The sequence below is a fragment of the [Zimmermannella] alba NBRC 15616 genome, assembly GCF_001570905.1.
In the GTDB taxonomy this organism is placed as follows: domain Bacteria; phylum Actinomycetota; class Actinomycetes; order Actinomycetales; family Microbacteriaceae; genus Pseudoclavibacter; species Pseudoclavibacter albus.
Genome location: NZ_BCSO01000001.1, coordinates 1 through 20827, shown reverse-complemented (window position 1 = coordinate 20827; position 20827 = coordinate 1). Strand labels below are relative to the sequence as shown.

The 20827-nt window shown below is 65.4% G+C and carries 18 protein-coding genes, 1 tRNA gene and 1 pseudogene; 10 read left to right on the top strand and 10 right to left on the bottom strand.

The window, feature by feature from the left end; all coding sequences use genetic code 11:
* Positions 1 to 2: 2 nt before the first annotated feature.
* Genes ZAL01S_RS00100 through ZAL01S_RS00090 form a run of 3 tightly spaced genes read left to right on the top strand, consistent with a single transcriptional unit; the run spans position 3 to position 3695 of the window.
* The gene (locus tag ZAL01S_RS00100) at positions 3 to 1325 is read left to right on the top strand and encodes a glutamine synthetase family protein (protein WP_066077979.1); all 1323 of its coding nucleotides are present in this window, start codon (positions 3 to 5) and stop codon (positions 1323 to 1325) included.
* Positions 1315 to 2487, top strand: coding sequence for an amidohydrolase family protein (locus tag ZAL01S_RS00095; RefSeq protein WP_066077976.1), 1173 nt, complete (start codon positions 1315 to 1317; stop codon positions 2485 to 2487). Before ZAL01S_RS00100 ends, ZAL01S_RS00095 begins: the two co-directional genes overlap by 11 nt.
* Before the next feature lie 5 nt (positions 2488 to 2492).
* Entirely contained in the window at positions 2493 to 3695 is a 1203-nt protein-coding gene (locus ZAL01S_RS00090; RefSeq protein WP_244875275.1) for a M20 metallopeptidase family protein, read from the top strand.
* 7 nt (positions 3696 to 3702) lie between these two features.
* On the opposite strand, the gene ZAL01S_RS00085 is transcribed toward ZAL01S_RS00090, so the two are convergent.
* Positions 3703 to 4578: a MurR/RpiR family transcriptional regulator gene (locus ZAL01S_RS00085; protein ID WP_066077969.1), complete on the bottom strand. Its 876-nt coding sequence runs from the start codon at positions 4576 to 4578 to the stop codon at positions 3703 to 3705.
* Between the two features lie 164 nt (positions 4579 to 4742).
* Here ZAL01S_RS00085 and ZAL01S_RS00080 point away from each other — a divergent pair, with 164 nt between their 5' ends.
* On the top strand, positions 4743 to 6983 hold the full coding sequence (locus ZAL01S_RS00080; RefSeq protein WP_066077966.1) for an Orn/Lys/Arg family decarboxylase: 2241 nt from the start codon (positions 4743 to 4745) through the stop codon (positions 6981 to 6983).
* A gap of 123 nt (positions 6984 to 7106) precedes the next feature.
* Here ZAL01S_RS00080 and ZAL01S_RS00075 read toward each other — a convergent pair whose 3' ends face one another.
* Positions 7107 to 7961 (bottom strand): ABC-2 family transporter permease, encoded by an 855-nt coding sequence (locus ZAL01S_RS00075; protein WP_066077963.1) that lies wholly within the window; start codon positions 7959 to 7961, stop codon positions 7107 to 7109.
* 200 nt (positions 7962 to 8161) lie between these two features.
* Here ZAL01S_RS00075 and gndA point away from each other — a divergent pair, with 200 nt between their 5' ends.
* Complete coding sequence (gene gndA / locus ZAL01S_RS00070; protein WP_083522918.1) at positions 8162 to 9709, top strand: NADP-dependent phosphogluconate dehydrogenase; 1548 nt, start codon at positions 8162 to 8164, stop codon at positions 9707 to 9709.
* 106 nt (positions 9710 to 9815) lie between these two features.
* On the opposite strand, the gene ZAL01S_RS10170 is transcribed toward gndA, so the two are convergent.
* The 4 genes from ZAL01S_RS10170 to ZAL01S_RS00050 all read right to left on the bottom strand — a co-directional run bounded on the left by ZAL01S_RS10170 (position 9816) and on the right by ZAL01S_RS00050 (position 13449).
* On the bottom strand, positions 9816 to 10745 hold the full coding sequence (locus ZAL01S_RS10170; protein ID WP_159421517.1) for a PDDEXK family nuclease: 930 nt from the start codon (positions 10743 to 10745) through the stop codon (positions 9816 to 9818).
* Between the two features lie 145 nt (positions 10746 to 10890).
* Positions 10891 to 11868: a ribose-phosphate diphosphokinase gene (locus tag ZAL01S_RS00060; RefSeq protein ID WP_066077957.1), complete on the bottom strand. Its 978-nt coding sequence runs from the start codon at positions 11866 to 11868 to the stop codon at positions 10891 to 10893.
* A complete protein-coding gene (gene glmU, locus ZAL01S_RS00055; protein WP_066077954.1) occupies positions 11865 to 13322 on the bottom strand; it encodes a bifunctional UDP-N-acetylglucosamine diphosphorylase/glucosamine-1-phosphate N-acetyltransferase GlmU in 1458 nt (485 codons plus the stop codon). Before glmU ends, ZAL01S_RS00060 begins: the two co-directional genes overlap by 4 nt.
* A gap of 55 nt (positions 13323 to 13377) precedes the next feature.
* Positions 13378 to 13449 (bottom strand) — tRNA-Gln (locus ZAL01S_RS00050).
* Positions 13450 to 13518: 69 nt separating this feature from the next.
* On the opposite strand from ZAL01S_RS00050, the gene ZAL01S_RS00045 reads away from it, so the two are divergent.
* The 3 genes from ZAL01S_RS00045 (at position 13519) to ZAL01S_RS00035 (ending at position 16309) form a co-directional block, all read left to right on the top strand.
* Positions 13519 to 14046, top strand: a complete 528-nt coding sequence (locus tag ZAL01S_RS00045; protein WP_066077951.1) for a MarR family winged helix-turn-helix transcriptional regulator — start codon at positions 13519 to 13521, stop codon at positions 14044 to 14046.
* Positions 14043 to 14432 (top strand): RNA-binding S4 domain-containing protein, encoded by a 390-nt coding sequence (locus ZAL01S_RS00040; protein WP_066077948.1) that lies wholly within the window; start codon positions 14043 to 14045, stop codon positions 14430 to 14432. Before ZAL01S_RS00045 ends, ZAL01S_RS00040 begins: the two co-directional genes overlap by 4 nt.
* A gap of 71 nt (positions 14433 to 14503) precedes the next feature.
* Positions 14504 to 16309, top strand: coding sequence for an ABC-F family ATP-binding cassette domain-containing protein (locus tag ZAL01S_RS00035; RefSeq protein WP_066077945.1), 1806 nt, complete (start codon positions 14504 to 14506; stop codon positions 16307 to 16309).
* Here the strand turns inward: ZAL01S_RS00035 and ZAL01S_RS10540 are convergent.
* The gene (locus tag ZAL01S_RS10540) at positions 16306 to 16722 is read right to left on the bottom strand and encodes a thioredoxin family protein (RefSeq protein WP_066077942.1); all 417 of its coding nucleotides are present in this window, start codon (positions 16720 to 16722) and stop codon (positions 16306 to 16308) included. The genes ZAL01S_RS00035 and ZAL01S_RS10540 overlap by 4 nt on opposite strands.
* Before the next feature lie 92 nt (positions 16723 to 16814).
* Entirely contained in the window at positions 16815 to 17348 is a 534-nt protein-coding gene (locus tag ZAL01S_RS00025; protein WP_066077938.1) for an RNA polymerase sigma factor, read from the bottom strand.
* A gap of 208 nt (positions 17349 to 17556) precedes the next feature.
* Between ZAL01S_RS00025 and ZAL01S_RS00020 the strand changes: the two genes are divergently transcribed.
* Both ZAL01S_RS00020 and ZAL01S_RS00015 read left to right on the top strand, forming a co-directional pair.
* Positions 17557 to 17976 (top strand): hypothetical protein, encoded by a 420-nt coding sequence (locus tag ZAL01S_RS00020; RefSeq protein WP_066077935.1) that lies wholly within the window; start codon positions 17557 to 17559, stop codon positions 17974 to 17976.
* Positions 17977 to 18206: 230 nt separating this feature from the next.
* A complete protein-coding gene (locus ZAL01S_RS00015) occupies positions 18207 to 18884 on the top strand; it encodes a hypothetical protein (protein WP_066077932.1) in 678 nt (225 codons plus the stop codon).
* A gap of 103 nt (positions 18885 to 18987) precedes the next feature.
* On the opposite strand, the gene ZAL01S_RS00010 is transcribed toward ZAL01S_RS00015, so the two are convergent.
* Positions 18988 to 20424 (bottom strand): dynamin family protein, encoded by a 1437-nt coding sequence (locus tag ZAL01S_RS00010; protein WP_066077929.1) that lies wholly within the window; start codon positions 20422 to 20424, stop codon positions 18988 to 18990.
* Between the two features lie 32 nt (positions 20425 to 20456).
* Positions 20457 to 20827, bottom strand: a pseudogene (locus ZAL01S_RS00005) (hypothetical protein); the annotation flags it as partial.

Genomic DNA, 20827 nt, shown 5'->3' with positions numbered 1-20827 from the left:
TCATGAATCAGCGTTCGACCAACATTTCTGACACCGAACTCGACGAACTCATCTTCGTCGCCACGAGCGATATCGCCGCTCGCACCAAGGGCCGTTCCCTCCGGCTTGCCGAGTTCACGAGCGACACCTCGCTCGGTTGGGTGCCCGCGAACCTCGGCATTGGTCCGCTCGGCCACATCGTGGACGACATCCCCTTCGGCTCGCACGGCGATCTGCGCCTTCTGCCCGACCTCGAGTCTCGAACCCGCATCGACGGCATCCCCGGTCAGCCGCCACTCACGCTCATCTTCGCAAATCTTGTGGAAACGGATGGCACGCCGTGGTCCTCATGCCCGCGTACGTTTCTTCGCGATGCGGTGAAGCGCCTCGAGGAGCACGGCATTCAAGCCAAGTGCGCCTTCGAGCATGAGTTCGTCGACCTCTCGGCTGGTGGCGAACACCACCCCTTCTCGCTGCACGAGTTCCGCAAGATGGAGCCGCTCGGCAGTCAGCTCATGACGGTGCTCTCACGTGCCGGCGTCGAGCCTGAGACGTGGCTGCCGGAATACGGTCGGCACCAGTTTGAAGTCACCTACCGCCCGAGCGATCCTGTCTCGGCTGCCGACCGCGCGGTGCTCGTGCGCGACATCGTCTATGCACTGTTCGCCGCCCACGACCGCAGCGTCTCCTTCGCGCCGATCGTCGCCCCGGGCGGCAGCGGCAACGGTGTGCACGTCCACGTCGGCCTCAGCGATCTCGACGGGAACCCGCTCTGCTACGACGCTGATCGCCCGGGCCGACTTTCTGAGTTCGGCGCGCAGTTCGCCGCTGGCATCGTGAAGTACGCGCCCGAGTTCACCGCCATGTTTGCGCCGCTCGTCACGAGCTACGAGCGCCTCCGTCCTCACAACTGGTCAACGGCGCGCGCCTTCCTCGGCGTGCAGAACCGTGAGGCGCTCATCCGTGTGTGCCCGACGAATGAAATCAACGGCAAGGACCCCGCGCCGCAGCTGCACTTCGAGTTCCGTGGCTCGGATATCGGCGCGAACCCGTGGCTTCTGCTTGGTCTCCTCCTTCGCGCAGGCCTACGCGGCATCGAAGAGAACCTCTCCCCCGCGATGCTCGTCGAGGGTGAACTCGATGTGGAGGGCAAGCACGCTGGGCTCCCGAAGCTGCCCGAAAGCCTCGAGGAGGCGCTTGAGCGTCTTTCCGAGAGCGAGACGGTGCGCGAGTGGCTTGACCCCGCATTCCTGGCAACCTTCGCCGCGGTGAAGCATGACGAGGCGGTCTTCTTGAAGGGACGTCCGTTGGCTGAACAGTGCGAGGTGTACACACATGTCTACTAAGCAGATCGATCTCAGCGAACTGCGCCTTTTCGATCACCACTGCCACAGCGTCACGGCAGCGGATCTTGATCGACGCGAGCTGGAGCTTCTCATCACGGAGGCGTCAACGATCCCGCCAGGAGTGGATCGCTTCCACACGCAAGTCGGCATGAGCGTGCGCCGCTGGTGCGCGCCCGTCTTGGGGCTTGAGCCGTTTGCGAGCGCCGATGCCTACGTGGCCAGACGCCAGGAGCTTGGTGGCCGGGAGGCGAGCAGACGACTGCTCGCGGCATCTGGCATTGCCGCCCTCGGGCTCGAAACGGGGATCGAACCTGAGGACGCCTTTTCGCCTGATGACATGGCCACGAGCTGCGAAGCAGACTGGCTCGAAATCATTCGACTGGAACGAGAAACGGAACGTCTTGCCCAGCGCTTCGTCGCTGACGGCGGTGGGCGGGACGGAGCTGCATTCCTCGCTGCACTCGATGAGCACCTCCGCAGCCGCCTTGCAGGTGCCATCGGCGTGAAGTCGATCGCGGCCTACCGGATCGGACTTGACTTCAACTCATCTCGGCCTAGCAGCGCCGAGGCCGTCACCGCGCTCGAACGGTGGCTCGGCACCATTCAGGGCGATGCGCTCCCCCGTCTCACCGATGCAACGATCATCCGGATGCTGCTGTGGTGGGCCATCGACCACCAGACGGCCATCCAGCTCCACATCGGGTACGGGGATGACGACGTCGATCTGCACCGCTGCAATCCGCTGCTGCTGAGCACGCTGCTGCGCGAGACGGCGTCGTCCGGGGCTCGGTTCATGCTGCTGCACTGCTACCCGTTCCACCGCGAAGCGGGTTATCTCGCGGATGTCTTCCCGCACGTCTACTGCGATGTCGGGCTTGCGATCAACTACACGGGCGCGAGGTCATCCGCCATCATCGCGGAATCGCTCGAGCTCACGCCGTTCTCGAAGGTGCTCTTCTCGACGGATGCGTTCGGGGCGGCCGAGCTGTATCTCCTTGGCACGACGCTGTTCCGGCGTGGCCTCGCGCGTACCTTGCAGGACTTCCATGAGCACGAAGACTGGCCGCTCGACGACTGTCACCGCATCGCGGAGGACATCGCGTGGCACAACGCCATCCGCGCCTACCAACTCACTGACGGCAGAGGACCCACACCACGATGAATGCCATGACACTCGCCTCGCTCGAGCACCTCGCAAAAACCTGGCACGCCGCGCTGGATGCTGAGCTGGAGGGAGCGCGAGCTTTCCGCAGGTTCATCCACGCGAATCCCGGGGTTTCCGGCGACGAACTCGCGACACGGGAGCACGTCGCCGAGCGACTCGAGTTGCCACTGACCCCCGTCGCTGACACCGGCGGGTTTGCCCGGATCGGCCCAGATTCGGGGCCGAGCATTGCGCTTCGGGCGGAACTCGATGCCTTGCCCGTGACCGAACGCACGGGTGTCGAGTGGGCAGCCGACAACGGCGCGATGCACGCCTGCGGTCACGATGTGCACATGGCCGCGCTCACGGCGGTGCTTCGTGCGGCGCGGACACTCGATCTTCCCTTTGGGCTGGTCGGCCTCTTCCAGCCGCGCGAAGAAACGTACCCCTCAGGTGCTCAGGACATGTGTGCGGCTGGCACCCTCGAACGGGACGATGTTCGGCACGTGATCGGTGCCCATGTGCACCCCTCGGTTGCTCGCGGCGCGGTCTCCACCGGCGCGGGTGCCGTCAACGCCGCGTCATCAGAGCTGCGCATCACGGTGCGCGGGCAGGGCGGCCACGGCGCGTACCCGCATCAGGGCAACGACGTCGCCCACGCCGTCGCTCAACTCGTGGTTGGGCTCGCGGAGGTGGTGCGGCGGACGACGAATCCCATGCAACCGGCCCTCATCAGCGTCGGCTCAATCTCGGTCGGCGAAGGTGCGGCGAACGTGCTGCCCGCGGAGGGCAGCCTTGCCGCGATGGTGCGGTCGATGGGCGATGGCGACGATGCCCGTCTCGAAGCGGCGGTTCGACGCTACGTCGAGCACACGGCGGAGTCTTTCGGCGTGACGGCGGAGGTGACGTGGAGTCACGGTGAACCGGTGCTCTCAAACGCCCCCGAACTCGTGGCCATGTTGGATGCACGCTTGCCCTCCGTCGGGCTCGAGATCGCTCACACCATGCGCTCGCTTGGGGCGGATGACTTCTCGTTCTTTGGCCAGCAGGTGCCGTCGGTCATGTGCTTCGTCGGCGTGGACTCCGTGTCGGAGCATCCTGCCCACTCATTGCACGACCCGCACTTCCTGCCCGACGAGGAGGCGGTCGACCGCGTCGCGCGGACGCTCGTCTGCGGCTACCTGGCCGCCGCCGAGCGGCTTGCCGGGATGACGGACGCGGAGTGAATCTGAGCTAGCGCGGGCCGATGCGCTGGCGGAGTGGATCGATGACCTCGAGGCGCTCGAGCGCTGGCGCACCGATCTGATGCTCGACGGCGTCCGAAAGGGCTTCGACGAGTGCCATCGCGGGGACGAGCGTGTCGGAGGCACCAGCTGTTTCGACACGGGCAACGAGAGTGCTCTCGCTGAACGCTTCGATCGGCGAACGCCAACGGTCCGTGATGAGGAGAATTTTGACGCCGCGAGCGCGGGCTGCCTCGGCGATGCGCAACGTCCGACCGTCATAGCGCCGAAAATCGAGTACGAGCCAGCAGTCATCCGCGCGCGCGTCCGCAAGCTCAGCAGCAATGCGCAACGCAGTTTCGGGAAGGGGCCGGACATTGGCCCGGAGCGGGCACAGTTCCGCGACCGCGTGATCGGCGGCCACACGCGAGTAGTCACCACCGAGCGCGATCACCGTGCGGGCGGCGGTGAGCAGGTCAACGGCCCGTTCGAAGGCCGCCCGGTTTCCGTCGCTCAGCGTGAGATGGACGCCCTCGGCGAGGTGCTCACGGTGACCGTCAAGTCGGTCGTGCGGACGCTTCGACACGGCGCGCGCCTGGCTGAGCGCCGACGCGTCTCGACCGCCGAGTTCATCGCGCAGTGCTTCCTGGAACTCGCGAAAGCTGTGAAATCCGAGCTGCGACACAAATCGAACGACGCTCGGTGAGCTCACACCAGCGTCTCGAGCAAGGCTCGCAACGGTGTCCAATCCCGCCGCCGGATAATTCTCTTGCAACGCCGCCGCAATCCTTCGGCCCGTCGGCGGCAATGAATCTTCAAGCTGCGCAACTTGAATGGCAATCGTCATGTTCGGATCGAGGGAAACCTTTTCGGCGTCTGCGCTCAATTCGAATCCATTCTTTACAACGTGGTCGAGGGGTGAGCATCGATGATCACCCGCAATCGCCCCTCACCCTATCGGCCTGTGTCTCCAAACAACATTCCCCACCGGTGCAAATTCGGCAATAATAGGAAGGTCGACGCAATGAAGCCTCGCTCAAAGGAGTTCACATGACCCTGACGTTCCCGGTCTCCATCATCGAAGATCGATCCCGCACTTCCGCAGCACTCTCTGCCGCGGTGCGTTCGCTCGTTGAGGCGCTGGAACGACATGGGACTCCCACGGAACATCTCGATACGCCGAGCGCGATTCAGGGCTCGAGCCGCCTGTTCATCCAGTCCTCCACAATCGTCTTCGTCATCCCGCAGCGCGACCTCGCACCCGGCACGGCGGCCGACGACCGCCTCGACGAGCTCGCTGAGCTTGTCCAGAGCGTCCGCGCGAAGAACCCGTATGTCCCGATCTACCTCTTTGGCGAGCTGCTCACCGCCCGCCGTCTGCCGGACGATGTGCTCGCCGAGATCGAGGGCGTCATCAACGCCTACGAGGACACCCCGGACTTCGTCGCCCGCACGATCGAGCGGCAGGCGCGCGAGCACCTCGAAACGCTCACGCCGCCGTTCTTCCGCGCGCTGATGAAGTACGCGAACGACGCCGCCTACTCCTGGCATTGCCCAGGCCACAACGGCGGTACCGCCTTCCTGAAGTCCCCGGTCGGCTCGATCTTCCACGACTTCTTCGGCGAGCCGATGCTGCGCGCCGACGTCTGCAGCTCGGTCGAAGACCTCGGCCAGCTGCTCGGCCACTCAGGCCCGGTCGCAGAGTCGGAGCGCCGCGCAGCCCGCACCTTCGGCGCCGACCGTCTCTTCTTCGTGACGAACGGCACCTCAACCTCGAACAAGATCATCTGGAACTCGATCGTGGCGGAAGGGGACGTCGTCCTCGTCGACCGCAACTGCCACAAGTCGATCCTCCACGCGATCATGATCACCGGCGCGATCCCGATCTATCTCAACCCGACGCGGAACCGGGCCGGAATCATCGGCCCCATCCCTCGCAGCGAGTTCAGCCGTGAATCGATTCAGACGAAGATCGACGCGAACCCGTTCATCACCGACAAGTCGGTGAAGCCGCGCCTCATGTGCATCACGCAGTCCACCTATGACGGCATCGTCTACAACGCCGCCGAGATCCGCGAGATGCTCGACGGGGAAGTTGGTGCCCTCCACTTCGACGAAGCGTGGCTGCCGCACGCCGCCTTCCACGAGTTCTACCGCGACATGCACGCGATCGAACAGGACTCGAAGCGCACGATGCGCTCACCCGTCTACGCGAGCCAGTCCACACACAAGCTGCTCGCTGGGCTCTCGCAAGCGAGCCAGATTCTCCTTCGGGATGCCGAAGACCCCACCTTCCGCGAGAGCATCTTCAACGAGGCATTCCTCATGCACACCTCGACGAGCCCGCAGTACGCGATCATCGCGAGCTGCGATGTCTCGGCCGAAATGATGGCCGGCCCAGGTGGTGAGGCGCTCGTCGGAGACGCCCTGCTCGAGGCCGTCGAATTCCGCCGCGCGATGGGTCGTATCCAGGCCGAGCTCACGCGCCAAGACCAGTGGTGGTTTGGCGTGTGGGGCCCCGAATCCGGGCCGCACGACGGCCTCCCCGACCGCGCCGAGTGGTCGCTCACACCGGGCGCAGCCTGGCACGGCTTCCACAATGTCGACGACGGCTTCACAATGCTCGACCCGCTCAAGGTCACCCTCACGACGCCCGGCCTCACCGTCAACGGCGAGTTTGAAGAATTCGGCATCCCTGGCCCGCTCCTCACCGCGTACCTCGCCGAGCACGGTGTCGTCGTCGAAAAGACCGGTCTCTACTCGCTTTTCCTCCTCTTCACGATCGGTGTCACGAAGGGACGCTGGAACTCACTCATCGCTGAGCTCCACCGCTTCAAGCACGCGATCGACGCGAACATCCCCCTCGAAGACTGCATGCCACGCTTTGCCGCGAGCCGACCACAGTACGCCCAGGAAGGGATCGCCGATCTCGCCGCGAAGCTGCACGCCGCCTACCGCGAACGCGACTACGCGAACCTCTCGACCGACATCTACCTGCGCGAGCCGGAGATGGCACTCCTCCCGGGCCAGGCGTGGAACACGATGACAACCGGCAAGGTTGAAAACGTCCCCGTGGATGAGCTTGCGGGCCGCATTACTTCGGTGCTCCTCACCCCCTACCCGCCGGGCATCCCGCTTGTCGTACCGGGTGAGCGCATTGGCGCGCACGTCGTGAACTACCTCAAGCAGGAAGAGGAGCTTGAGCGCCTCTTCCCCGGCTTCGGTGGGCACACCCACGGGCTCGTGGACGGCCCGAACGGCCGAACCGTGCCCTGCATCGTCGAGGACTAGGCCGATGGCACGTTGAGGGCGCTCATGCAGCTGTGCATGAGCGCCCTCGGCGCATGTCGGGAGGATGCCGGCTTGCAGCCGCCCGAACCCCCCTGTGGAGCCGGTGGATGCCGAGAACTGCGCCTAGTACCGACCGATGCCGCGGCGCCAGCCCGCCCCACGCGCACCGTGGACGGCGAGACCCGCGCCAAAGAACAGCGAGCCAAGGAGCAGCGCGACGCCACCGAGCACGGCGCTCACGGACTGCAGCACGGTGCGCATCGTGTCGTCAATGATGCCGCCAAGAAGCCCCCCTGTCGGGTCTTGCGGGGTGGCCACCTGCTGCTCGAGAAGATCCATCGCAGCGTTCGGGAACACGATCGTGAGCACGCCCGCGGTGAGCAGGGCGAGGCCTACGAGCCCCACGCCCATCCCGGACCAGCGTGCGGTGAGCATGGCGAGGAAGGTCGTGAGGACGGCGCCCGCAAAGGTCCACACGGTGATTGCCGGGTCGAAGGCTTGGCCCGAGACGACGCCCGCGGCGCTCGCGAGCGCGCCCGTCACGCCGAGGAAGAGCAGGACGCACGCGACGCCCATGAGGACGGCGCACACGAGGATCGAGCCGAGTCGTGCGAGGGCGTCCGGCCCCGCGTCGAGGCTCGGGGCACGGTAGGCGGCGGCAGCCGCAGCAGGGTGATACGGCGCTGCGACGGGGGCCGCTGGGGCGGGAACAACAGGCTGCGCTGCGGGTGCTGCTGCGACCCGCTGACGGGGCGCAGGCGCGGGAGCGGGCTCGAAGCGCTGCGTGGCCGCGAAGCGCTCTGTCCGCTCGAACCGCTGCGTCGGCTCCTCCGAATACGCGGGCAGAGCGCGAGTGCGCGCGAAGGGCTGGCGGGAAGACCGAGGGAGCTCGAGCTCGTCGGTTGCGAGGGCATCATTCGCGGTCGCGTCGTAGTCGTTGAAATCGTACGGGCGCGTGGCATTATCACTCGACGGCACGAGGTCTCCTTCCGCATTCTCACCGGCGCTCTCTGGCGCGTGCTCGAGCGGTCAGCGTATCCACCAATCCCTGGATGCCGGTGACAAGTCCACCGATCTCTCCCCCGCAGCGGATGCCAGCTCCATCCTGCGGGCGAGTGGACGTGCGCGATGCTGCCACCGGTCGGCTAGCGTGAGTGGTAGCGATCGAAAGGCAGCTCATGACCGACTCCGTCCAGGCCTCTTCCTCCGAACCCCGCGCCAACATTGGCGTCGTTGGTCTCGCCGTGATGGGGTCGAATCTCGCCCGGAATCTTGCCAGCCGCGAGGGCAACACTGTCGCGGTCTACAACCGCTCCCCCGAGCGCACCGAAGCGCTCGTGAACGAGCACCCTGAGGCAGGTTTCATTCCCGCCACGTCGATGCAGGAGTTTGCGGCATCCCTCCAGCGCCCCCGCACCGCGATCATCATGGTGCAGGCTGGCAAGGCAACGGATGCGGTCATCGACGGTCTCTGCGAGGTGTTTGAGCCGGGCGACATCATCGTCGACGGCGGCAACGCGCTCTTCACCGACACGATTCGCCGCGAGGCCACGGTTCGTGAGCGTGGCTTCCACTTCGTCGGCGCCGGCATCTCCGGTGGTGAGGAGGGCGCGCTCAAGGGCCCGAGCATCATGCCGGGCGGCTCGGCCGAGTCGTACGAGACGCTGGGCCCGATCCTCAAGACGATCGCCGCACGCGCCCCCGAGGATGGCGAGCCGTGCGTGACGCACGTGGGCACCGACGGCGCCGGTCACTTCGTGAAGATGATCCACAACGGCATCGAGTACGCCGACATGCAGCTCATTGGTGAGGCGTACGACCTGCTGCGCCGCGTGGGTGGCCTCGAGCCGGCCCAGATCGCTGAGGTGTTCAGCGAGTGGAACCAGGGGCCGCTCTCGTCGTACCTCATTGAGATCACGGCTGAGGTGCTGCGTCAGGTGGATGCCGAGACGGGCAAGCCGTTTGTGGATGTCGTCCTCGACCAGGCCGGGCAGAAGGGCACCGGCACGTGGACGGTGCAGTCGGCGCTCTCCCTCGGCGCTCCCGTCTCAGGGATCGCCGAGGCTGTCTTCGCGCGCGGTGTCTCCTCGCACCCGGAGCAGCGTGAGGCGGTCCGCCCGACGGTGGCCTCTCGTCCGGAACCGCAGCAGGTGGATGAGCGCTTCGTTGAGGATGTCCGCAAGGCGCTCTACGCGTCCAAGGTCGTTGCCTACGCGCAGGGTTTTGACGCGATTCTTGCTGGTGGCCGCGAGCACGGCTGGGAGCTCAACCCGGGCGAGATCGCAAAGATCTGGCGCGCAGGCTGCATCATCCGTGCCGTGTTCCTTGGCCGTATTGCGGAGGCGTACGGCCGGAACCCCGAGCTGAAATCGCTGCTTGCCGACCCGTTCTTCGCGGGTGAGGTTGCCGAGGGCGCGGATGCATGGCGTCGCGTCGTTGCCACGGCGGCGCTCTCCGGCGTCCCGGCACCCGCGTTCAGCGCTTCGCTCTCGTACTACGACTCGCTCGCCGCGGACCGCCTCCCGGCCGCCCTCATCCAGGGACAGCGCGACTTTTTCGGCGCGCACACCTACCGCCGCATCGACCGCGAGGGCGTGTTCCACACGGACTGGTCCGGCGACCGCGTCGAGCGCCGCGTGGACGTCGCACCGAAGCAGCCGGAGGTGGCAGCCCCTGCCCCGGCAACCCCGGCCCCGCAAACCGACCGCGACGCCGCCCACGCCTAGCCCTCAGGCGCGCACGTTCCGACACCTCCACCTCTCCCTGTTCAGGTCGCAGTTTCGACCCTAGGTCGCGAAACCTAGGGTCGAAACTGCGACCGGAACGAGCGGGTCAGCATTCGCGGGTTCGCAGGGTGCGCGCGACGAGGTTGATGAACGGTTGCGGGTTGGGGTCGAGGTCGTGGATCGTGAAGCGGACGAGCTTCCACCCGGCAGCCTCGTATCGCTCCCGACGCGAAATGTCTTTCCGCCACTGGCGCGGGTCGCTCCTGTGCACGTCCCCCTCGTATTCGAGAGCGACCAGAGCACGTTCGTAGACGAAATCGGAGATGCCGAGCTGCCGCCCGTAGAGGTCAACGACGGGGTGGTTGAGGTCAGGTTCCGGCAAACCGCCTCGCACCAGCTCAAGTCGGGCTCGAGACTCCATCGGCGACCCACTTCGGTCACGGATGTCATCAAGCGCCGCGCGAAGTCGAGGCCCACCAACTCGCCGCATCCGAAACACTGCGTCACGGAGCTGACCGAGATGACTCGGGACAAGTTCCGCGTGACGGCCTGGATACCACTCCATTGTGCTCACGACAGCATCCCCCAGCACGATGAGTTCATCGATATCGAGCCACCGGGCGAGCCCAAGCCACGTGTCTATCGGCGTGGTCACCGGGATACCGTCGAGCAGTACGGGAAGACAATCTGGCGGCATCCGATGCCCAAACACACCAACCGCGCGCGGCGGCGTTTGCCTGCGTCCCGCAACCGACACATCAATTTCACGCCTGTCCTCAAAGCGGCGCGGGGTCGGCAGGCCCCACAACGTGGCGGCGCTGAAGTGGCTCAGGAATTGACCTGGCCGCAGTCGAGGCGCGAAGGCCTCGACTCGTTCGCGCGAGGTAGTCGGGATGTTGACGGAGCGAACGCCACGATACGGCGATGCGAGATCTCGACCCCGAAGTCGGCCCCGCGAGTTACCAGCGGCTTCCCCCTCTCGTGCGGAAAAGTGCACGGGGAGCGTGGACGGGATGGCGGACCTCGGCTCAGTCATGCCCGCACCGTAACCAAACGACGCGACTTCTCCTCCGAGTTATCCACAACCTGGCCCCGCACATGCAGCTCAGGTCGCAGTTTCGACCTCAGGTCGCGAAACCTAAGGTCGAAACTGCGACCTGAGCGAAAAGGGAGGCGCGGGCTTAGGCGGCGCCGTCGAACATGCTCGTGACGGAGCCGTCCTCGAAGACCTCGTGGATGGCACGCGCGAGCAGCGGTGCGATCGGGAGCACCGTGAGCTTTTCGAAGCGTTTCTCCTCGGGGATGAGAAGCGTGTCGGTCACGACCACCTCGTCGATGAAGTCGCAGTTGAGACGCTCCGCAGCCGGGTGCGAGAACACTGCGTGGGTGGCACCCACGACGACCTTCTCGGCGCCGTGCTTCTTGAGGGCCTCGGCGGCCTTGACGATCGTGCCGCCAGTGTCGATGAGGTCGTCCACGATGAGGCAGGTGCGTCCCTCGACGGTACCAACGATGTCGTGCACCGTGACCTGGTTCGCCACCTTCGGGTCGCGACGCTTGTGAATGATCGCGAGCGGGGCGTTGAGCTGGTCGCTCCAGTGGTCGGCAACACGCACGCGGCCCATGTCGGGCGAGACGATCGTGAGGTTGTCGGCGTGGAGGTTCTCGCGGAAGTGCTTGAGAAGCACCGGCATCGCGAAGAGGTGGTCAACAGGGCCGTCAAAGAAGCCCTGGATCTGCGAGGCGTGCAGGTCGACCGACATGATGCGGTCGGCGCCGGCGGCCTTGAAGAGGTCGGCGACAAGACGTGCCGAGATCGGCTCACGGCCGCGGCCCTTCTTGTCCTGACGGGCGTACGGGTAGCAGGGAGCGACGACGGTGATGCGCTTCGCCGAGGCGCGCTTCAACGCATCCACCATGATGATCTGCTCCATGAGCCATTCGTTGATCGGGTCACCGTGCGACTGGATCACGAAGACATCGGCACCACGGACGGATTCGCCGTAGCGGGCGTAGATTTCACCGTTCGCGAAGGTGCGCAGCTCAGTGTCGACGAGCTCGGTGCCAAGTTCCTTGGCGATGGCCTTCGCAAGCTCAGGGTGCGCGCGGCCCGAGACAAGGACGAGGTGCTTCTCGCCGTGGGTAATGATGCCGCTCATGAAAGATTCCCCGTTCCGGCGTCGGTGTGGCCTTCCTCGGCTCGGGCCGCAGCCTCAGCCGCTGCCGTGCCGGGTCGGTTCTCCACGACCCACCCCTCGATGTTTCGCTGCTGTGCGACGGTGATCGCGAGCGCTCCGGCCGGAATGTCCTTGCGGACAGTCGTGCCAGCGCCCGTGTACGCGCCGTCTCCAATCGTAACCGGAGCAACAAACACGTTGTGCGAGCCGGTGCGGACGTGGTTGCCAACGGTCGTCTTATGCTTGTTGACGCCGTCGTAGTTTGCGGTAATCGTGCCGGCGCCCACGTTCGAGCCTTCGCCGACGGTCGTGTCGCCGATGTAGCTCAGGTGCGGAACCTTCGAGCCGTTGCCGATCGTGGAGTTCTTCGTCTCGACGAAGGTACCGATCTTGCCGTCCTCGCCAACGATCGAGTTCGGGCGCAGGTACGACCAGGGGCCAACCGTGGCGCGGGCTCCGATGACCGAGAGCGTCGCGTCGGTGCGCTTCACGACGGCATCCTCACCAACCTCGCAGTCGACGAGCGTCGTGTCGGGGCCGATGATGGCGCCCGCGGCGATGGTCGTGGCACCACGAAGCTGCGTGCCCGGGAGGAGCTCGACATCCTGGCCAATCGAGACACCGCGCTCGATGATCGTTGAGGCGGGGTCGTGCACCGTGACGCCCTGTCGCTGCCAAAAGCGGATGAGGCGGCGGTTGTATTCGAGGGCGGTTTCGCCGAGCTGGACGCGGTCGTTGATGCCCTGCACGAGCCAAGTATCGTCGATACCGATCGCCTCGATGCGGCCACCTTCGCCGCGGATGACGTGGGCAGCGTCGGTGAGGTACTTCTCGCCCTGGGCGTTGTCGGTGCCGAGCGAGGGAAGCACACGACGTGCGGCAGCCGCGTCGAAGACGTACACGCCCGAATTGATCTCGGTGATCTTGCGCTGCTCTTCGCTCGCGTCCTTCTGCTCGACGATCGAGTCGAACGCGCCCGCGTCGTCGCGAACCACGCGACCAAAACCGGTCGGATCGTCGTAGAAGGCCGAGAGGAGCGTGAGTTCGTTCTGGTTTCTGCGGTGAGCGTCCAGCAGCATCCCCACCGTGGCGGCGTCGAGCAGCGGAACGTCGCCCGAGAGCACGACGATCTGGCCTTCGAAGTCGTTCGGGAGCGCTTCGAGACCGGCTTCCATGGCGCGGCCGGTGCCGGGGATGTCATCCTGCTCGGCGATGATCGTTTCCGGCGCCATCTCCATGATCGCAGCCGAAACACGTTCACGCTCGTGACGAACAACGGTGACGGTGTGCTGGGCACCGAGTTCTTGCGCGGTGTGGAGCACGTGGCCCACGAGCGGCACGCCGCCAAGGCGGTGCAGCACCTTCGGGGTTCGGCTCTTCATGCGCGTTCCCTGGCCTGCGGCCAGAATCACGACGGCGAGTTGGGGATCGGTCACGGTTCCTCCGGGGGTTGCCGAACGGTGAGCAGCTCCGCGTGCAGTCATGCAAGCGTTCCTCCCCCAGGATTCGAACCTGGACCTCACGGCTCCAAAGGCCGTCGTGCTGCCGTTACACCAAGGAGGATCAACTCTGACAGTCTGCCAGATCGCCACTGAGCGGGCACCATGCGAGATAAGCTTAATAATGGTGGGTATGACTTTGAGCAGCGCATCGCCACAGGGCACGGGTGACATCGTCGACAGCATTGTCGCGGACTGGTCACGTGAGCGTGCCGATCTGGATGTCGTCTCGCTCGGTATCTTCTCGCGCCTCACCCGCATCGCGAAGCGCCTCGACACCGTCCGAAAGCGCGCCTTCTCGGAGTCGGGCCTCGAGCTCTGGGAGTTCGATGTCCTCGCGGCGCTTCGCCGTGCTGGCGCCCCGCACAGCCTCTCTCCCAAGCGTCTGCTCGAGTCGAACCTTGTCTCGAGCGGCACGATGACGAACCGCATCGCACGCCTCAGCGAGCGCGGCCTCGTCACTCGCAGCGAAGACCCGAGCGACGGCCGCGGCGTCATCGTCACGATGACGGATGCGGGCCGCGAGCGCGTGGATGCCGCCATGACGAAGCTCGTCGCCGCCGAGCGTGAGCTGCTCGAGGAGCTCAGCGATGACGAACGCGACACGCTCTCGACTGCGCTCCGAGACCTGCTCATCACGATGGAGCACGCGCAGGCGTGAGCGATGACGGCCAGAGCGCCGCGGTCCGTGTTGACGTGTGGCTGTGGTCGATCCGAGCGGTGAAGACCCGCTCGCTGGCGACGACTGCCTGCAAGGCGGGTCATGTTCGCGTTCGTGGTGATCGCGCGAAGGCCTCCGACCGGGTACGCATCGGCGACGAGGTTCGCATCCGTATCGAAGGCTTTGACCGTATCTATGTCGTGAGGGAGCTCCTCACGAAGCGCGTAGGTGCGCCGCGTGCTGCCCTCGCCTACGAAGACAAGTCGCCGCCGAAGCCGAGCCCGCTCGAGGCCCCGGCCGCGATCATCCGCGAGCGGGGCGCTGGGCGTCCGACAAAGCGGGAGCGGCGCGACCTTGAGCGGCTGCGCGGTTTCACGCGGGAGTAACCGTCTGTCAGCATCCCCTCTGGGCGGGCGCTGCTTCGCCGTGCGGGATGGCGAGGGGCTACCCTCGTCGGGTGGCTCATCTTCTTGGCGCCGAAGCGCTGCACCTCGAATTCCCGACCCGTGTCGTCTTTGAATCCGTCACGATCGGCATCAACGAGGGCGATCGCGTCGGCATCGTCGGCCGCAATGGTGACGGCAAGTCCACGCTGCTGAAGCTCCTCGCGGGTCGCCTCGAGCCGGATTCCGGCCAGGTGACGGTGCGCCGAGGCGTCACGATCGGGATGCTGGACCAGGGCGACTCGATTGACCCGGACCTCACCGTCGGGCAGACCATCGTCGGGGATCGCCTCGAGCACGAGTGGGCGGGCGACGCGAACGTGCGCGACATCATCCGCGGCCTTGCAGGCGACCTCGACTGGGATGCCCGCGTGGGCGATCTCTCGGGTGGCCAGCAGCGACGTGTTGCCCTCGCGAGGCTCTTGAGCGGCGAGTGGGATGTCATCTTCCTCGACGAGCCGACGAACCACCTCGACGTGGAGGGGATCGCGTGGCTTGCCGAGCACCTCAACCGCCGCTGGGCGAAGAACGCTGGTGGCCTTGTCGTCGTCACGCACGACCGCTGGTTCCTGGATGCCGTGTGCACTTCGACCTGGGAGGTGCACGACCGTATCCTCGAGCCCTTCGAAGGCGGCTACGCAGCGTACATTCTCCAGCGCGTTGAACGCGACCGGCAGGCGGCTGTTGCCGAAGCGAAGCGCCAGAACCTCATGCGCAAGGAGCTCGCGTGGCTGCGCCGCGGCGCGCCTGCTCGCACCTCGAAGCCGAAGTTCCGCATCGAGGCCGCGAATCAGCTCATCGAGGATGTCCCGCCGGTGCGCAACCCCATCGAACTCACGCAGATGGCGACGGCCCGACTCGGCAAGGATGTCGTGGACCTCCTCGATGCTGGTGTGAGCTTTGGCGACCGTGAGGTGCTCCGCGACATTGAGTGGCGCATTGCTCCGGGCGAGCGCACCGGCATCCTCGGCGTGAATGGCGCCGGCAAGTCGACGCTCTTGAAGCTCATTTCGGGCGCGCTGGAGCCCACCTCGGGCCGCGTGAAGCACGGCAAGACGGTGAAGATCGCGACGCTGTCGCAGCGGCTCGCAGAGCTTGACGAGCACGAAGATGAGCTCGTGCGCGACATCATTGCGCGGCAGAAGCGCAGCTATGTTGCGGGCGGGAAGGAGCTCACACCGTCGCAGCTTCTTGAGCGCCTCGGCTTCTCCTCGGCTCAGCTGTCGACGCCGGTGAAGGACCTTTCGGGCGGCCAGCGTCGACGTCTGCAGTTCTTACTCATCCTGCTCGACGAGCCGAATGTGCTCATCCTCGACGAGCCGACGAATGACCTCGACACCGACATGCTCGCGGCGATGGAGGATCTTCTCGACACGTGGCCGGGCACCCTTCTCGTCGTCTCGCACGACCGCTACTTGCTCGAGCGCGTCACCGATCAGCAGTACGCGGTGTGGAACGGCCAGCTCCGGCACCTGCCGGGCGGCGTGGATGAGTACCTCGCCCTCCGCAATCAGGCCACCGCAGGCGGCACGGCACGCTCGGACCGCTCACACCCGACCGAGTCGAATAGTGCCGCAGCTGCAGCTGAGCCGAAGCTGTCGGGTGCGGAGCGACGCCAGGCAGAAAAGGAGCTTGCCGCGATTGAGCGACGCCTCGAGAAGCTGCAGGGGCAGCTGGATGCGCTCGATGCACAGCTCGCCACGCACGACCAGTCCGATTATGAGGGCCTCACCGCGCTCGGCAACGAACGGGGCGCACTCATCGACGACCAGGCCGCGCTCGAGGAACGCTGGCTCGAGCTCGGCGAGCTCCTCAGCTAGCAGACTGGCCTAGCGGCCGAATAGGGGCGCCAAGCGGTCTTTCTTTGCGGCTTCCTCGTGGCCCTGGCAGCGATCCAGCTGGGGCACACCAGCGAGTGCCTACTCAATGTGGTTGCCGCATCCGGCCCAGGTGGCCTTGCCACAGGTCCGGCAGGTAACGCGTCGACACATGGTGACTCCTTGATGTGGTTCGGGGATTGACGGGGTTCGGCGAGCATGAGGAAGAGCTGCTGCTCGGCATCCGTGTCGACCTTGCCGAAGGCGATCTCAGGATGACGCTCGGATGCTGCTTCGAAGACGGGCCCGAACTGGCGGCACTGCCCGCACCACGGGGCCCAGAAGTCGATGAGGACGGTGTCGGCGCTGGTGATGAAGGACTCGAGCGAGTCGAGGGTGACGTTGGTGGTAGCCATGCAAACTGTGCCCCGGGTATCCTCGAACAAACTTCGAGACACGAAAAAGCCCCGGCGCAAACCGAGGCTGCAGTATGGGCCAGGGACAGATCTTAGCCTTCGAGCGAGCCAAGCTCGCGCTGCAGCATCGTGCGAGCACGGTTCAAGCGACTCTTCACCGTCTGCACGCCCACCTGCTGATAGTCGGCAATCTCTTGATACGAGTAGTCACCGTATTCACGCAGCACGAGCGCGACGCGGAAGTCTTCCGGCAGCACCTTGAGTGCACGCTGAACGCGGTCCTGATCGGCGACCTTGTTCGCGTGGTCACGCGAGGGGTTCACGTTCTCGAACACCGAGTCTTCTTCGGGAAGCACTTCGCGGCGACGACGCACGATTGCGAGCGAAGCGTTCGACGCGATACGGAACATCCAGGTGCCGACACCCGATTCGCCGCGGAACTTCGAGAGGTTCTGCCAGGCGGCGATGAGGCAGTCTTGCAGAGCGTCCTCAGCGTCAGCACGGTGGCGGGTCGTTCGAAGACACACAGCCCACAGGCGGTCGCGGTACGGTGTCACGAGCGCATTAAAGGCGGCACGATCGCCTTGCTTCGCAAGCGCGAGCAGCTCTGCTTCGGTCTTCTGCACACTAGCTCCTTGGGAGTTCTCCCGAACACTACTTCATCCAAGCAACACGCAGCATCAGCCTCAAGCTCGAGCACCACCATCCGGCAGGATGACGCGCCGAAGAAGAAAACTTGGACGAGTTGGGAACATTTCGGCACTCCCCTGCATCCAACCGTTGTCTGATTTCGCGGGGCCACCCCGCACCACTACCCATCTGAACGGAGTCGATATGACCGACTACGCTGCCTTCGCCGCCGAGTACGAGGGCGACGAGAGCACCGAACTCGACTCGACGTTCGGTGAGGAATCCAGCGAAACCTCGATCCTTGGCGAAGCCCCCACGCTTGACGACGCAAGCTGGGACGCCATGCTCAACAACGCCTACGACGCACCGGCTGGCGCAAACGGCGACCTCCTCGCTGAGTTCGCTTCGAGCATCACCGGCATGTTCGACAGCATCAGCGAAACGCTCGGCGACATCTTCGGTGACGACCTTGAGCTTGCCGAAGGCGACGACGCTGACATGGCGATCGACGACGCCTGGGATAACGACCCGTCGACCGACCTCGCAGACGACGGCCACGACCATGGCCACGACACGACGGACGACCTCACCGAAACGAACGACGACTTCTGCGGCACCTTTTAGGCCTCACACCGTCGACCCCGATGGGCCCGAGCCACCTTGGCTCGGGCCCATCGTCGTGTTGAGCCACATCCACTGGACGGGCTCCAACAGACCCCAAAGATCCTCGCGTTCGCCTCGATCTTCCCGCCCGTTTACGTCCCGCTGAAAAAATTTTCCACATCGCGGAACTTTCTTGCCGGACGCTGCATCCAATCAGTGACCGCGCAAGATGACCACAAGAAAGTGAGCGCATGATGAGCAACGGCAGCACCTTCGTGAGCGAAGCCTGGGACAACAACTTCGACGGCTACGACGAGACGATCGTCTACGACTTTGATGGCGACGGCTGGGTGGACGCCTGGGACGTTGACACCGACGGCGACGGCTACGTGGACGAGTACTTCTGGGACTACAACGAGGACGGCTACGACGACTACAGCGGCCAGTCGCTCTGGGACCCGTACGGTGAGTGGAGCGGCGACGACTACTACTACGACCACACCTCGTACACCAATGGCTACGACTCGATCAGCACGCTCAACCACTACTACTCAAACAACGACTCGCCGGTCGACGCAGGCACCACCTCGCCCTTCGCAGACACGATCAACGGTGACCTGAACGAGGGCGCAATCGACGACTGGAACACCTTCCAGGCTGACGGCGTGAGCTACTCGGAGACGCTCGTTGACGCCAACGCTGACGGCTACGCCGATTACGTCACGAGCGACGAGGACGGCGACGGCTACCAGGAGACGGTGAGCGAGGACCTCGACGGTGACGGCTACATCGACACGGTTTCGATGGACCGCGACGAGGACGGCTACGCAGAGACCGTCTACTCCGACACCGACGGTGACGGCTACGTTGACGAGATCGCGACCGACGCCGACGGCGACGGCATCGCCGACGCGGTGACGCTCGTCTAACCCGCAACTGCGCGGTCAGGTGAACCCCAGGCTTTCAGGCCTGGGGTTCATTGCGTTGGCGGAGGCTCGACCGAAAGCCGCAGCGTCCTGACAGGAGCGGCGGCTACTCTCCCGCCCGCTCCTGCTGCTGGTTGCGGCGAGCGATGATCGTGAAGGAACGCTCGAGTGTTCGGCAGGCGTGCTGCACGATCGGCGCGGAGGTCACAAGCATGGCGCGGCGGGCCTGTGCGACGCGCATGAGCGCCGCCTTTGACACAGCATCCGGTGATGCCCCCGGCACGCCGATCCGCTCGGCGTCATCGCGAGCAGACAGCTGCAGATCGAGGAGCTGAACGAGTTCGTGGTGCGGTGCGACTGCAGCAAGGCGCTCGAGTGCATCCAATTCACGAAGTGGATGGAATTCTTCCCGCAAGCGCGCCTCGGCCACAAGCTCCTTGAGCTTCGGCGGTGCTCCCCACGACCAAGCAAGACGCTCGAGCGTGTTGAGGCTTGAACGGGCTTTCACAAAGTGTGAGCGGGCAATGTACCGCTCACACAGCGATCGCTCGAGCGTCTCAATCCCCGATCGCTCACGCAGCCACTCGCTCACAGCGCGGCTTCCCTCGCTCGCAACGCTGCGACCATAGCGGAGGCCATATTCGCCAACGAGGCCGACGAGGTTCTGGACCTCGGTGCCGCTCACGCCGGCGAACTCAGCATCCGTGTCGTTCGGGTCACGCAGCTCGAGGTCAAAGTCGTCCACGTCGGCGAGCTTCGCCAGGGTTCGCGCGTCTCGCTCACGAATGAGACCCGTTGCCGCGGAGGCGGCCATGAGACCAGCAACCGGAATGACGGTACCCAGCTGCGCGCCGTGCAGCTTCGCAATGCCGGTCGCCTGTTTCTTCGCCAGCTCGATCGGGTCGTCGTCGCCCCAGGGCGAGCCGCCCACCTGGTCGGCGTGCGAGAGGATGCCGATCGCGCTCGCTGCGGACTCCCCTGGCTTGTCGGTCACCGTCGCCCACTCCTGCAGGAACGAGACGTCGTCGAGGTAGGGCACATTGTGGAAGACGTAGAGGAGCGCATCCGCTTGCCGGGCACCGTCGTGGCCGAGGAGTGCGCGACGAGTCGTCTCTTCGTTTTCGGTCGTCGTCGTCGCAAGACCAGGCGTGTCGATGAGGATGATGTCCTCGAGCGAGTCGACCTGCAGCCAAATGACGGCGTGGGCCACCTCGGTGACGTCCACCGGCAGATCCTCGGGCAGGGAGCCGCCATCGAGCGGGAGCTCGAGTCGCTTACCGTCTCGGAGCACGAGCTCGCCGCGCTCGGGGCTGCCGAAGCGGTAGTGGGTCGTGATCTTCGTGCACTCGCGCTCGCTCGTCGGCGCGACGCGTTTACCAATGAGAGCGTTCACGAGGGTCGACTTACCAGCCTTGACGCGGCCCACGACCGCGACGCGGATCTTCTCATCCAGCGTGCGGCGAACCTCTGCCGTGATCGGGCGCGCGGGCGGCCCGCCGAAGCGGTCTACAGCATCGCAGAGCGCATGCAGGCTCCACCGCATGCGCGCTTGCACATCATGACCACTGGCTCCGGTCACGCGACCCCTTGCACCGGCGAAGATGCTCCGCCAGACCACAGCTCGTGAAGGTGGCTCGAGGCGAGGTTCACCGCAACATCAAGCTGCGGGCCGAAGGCTGCGCTCTGCGACTTGAGCACCGACGACGCGATGATCTCAGCGACGATGAGGCCGACGATGATCAGGGCGACAATGACGATGGCGATGATGAGGCCCTTGCGGGACTTCTTCTTGGGCTTCGTCGGTGACGAGCCCACCGTGTTGGGCGTGCTCGGTGCTGCTGCGACGGGCTGCGGCGGCGCCATCGGTGTCTGCGAACGGGATGGCGCCTGCGGTGCTGCAGCGGGGCGCGATGGGGCAGGCGCGGGCGCCGGGCGCGACGGTGCGG

Bases quoted from the DNA above. Each gene is read 5' to 3' on its own strand.
- ZAL01S_RS00080 (WP_066077966.1), top strand. From the start codon at position 4,743: ATGACCCTGACGTTCCCGGTCTCCATCATCGAAGATCGATCCCGCACT.
- gndA (WP_083522918.1), top strand. From the start codon at position 8,162: ATGACCGACTCCGTCCAGGCCTCTTCCTCCGAACCCCGCGCCAACATT.
- ZAL01S_RS00010 (WP_066077929.1), bottom strand. From the start codon at position 20,424: ATGCGGTGGAGCCTGCATGCGCTCTGCGATGCTGTAGACCGCTTCGGC.
- ZAL01S_RS00045 (WP_066077951.1), top strand. From the start codon at position 13,519: ATGACTTTGAGCAGCGCATCGCCACAGGGCACGGGTGACATCGTCGAC.
- ZAL01S_RS10170 (WP_159421517.1), bottom strand. From the start codon at position 10,745: ATGACTGAGCCGAGGTCCGCCATCCCGTCCACGCTCCCCGTGCACTTT.
- ZAL01S_RS00060 (WP_066077957.1), bottom strand. From the start codon at position 11,868: ATGAGCGGCATCATTACCCACGGCGAGAAGCACCTCGTCCTTGTCTCG.
- ZAL01S_RS00095 (WP_066077976.1), top strand. From the start codon at position 1,315: ATGTCTACTAAGCAGATCGATCTCAGCGAACTGCGCCTTTTCGATCAC.
- ZAL01S_RS00100 (WP_066077979.1), top strand. From the start codon at position 3: ATGAATCAGCGTTCGACCAACATTTCTGACACCGAACTCGACGAACTC.
- ZAL01S_RS00015 (WP_066077932.1), top strand. From the start codon at position 18,207: ATGATGAGCAACGGCAGCACCTTCGTGAGCGAAGCCTGGGACAACAAC.
- ZAL01S_RS00020 (WP_066077935.1), top strand. From the start codon at position 17,557: ATGACCGACTACGCTGCCTTCGCCGCCGAGTACGAGGGCGACGAGAGC.
- ZAL01S_RS00090 (WP_244875275.1), top strand. From the start codon at position 2,493: ATGACACTCGCCTCGCTCGAGCACCTCGCAAAAACCTGGCACGCCGCG.
- ZAL01S_RS10540 (WP_066077942.1), bottom strand. From the start codon at position 16,722: ATGGCTACCACCAACGTCACCCTCGACTCGCTCGAGTCCTTCATCACC.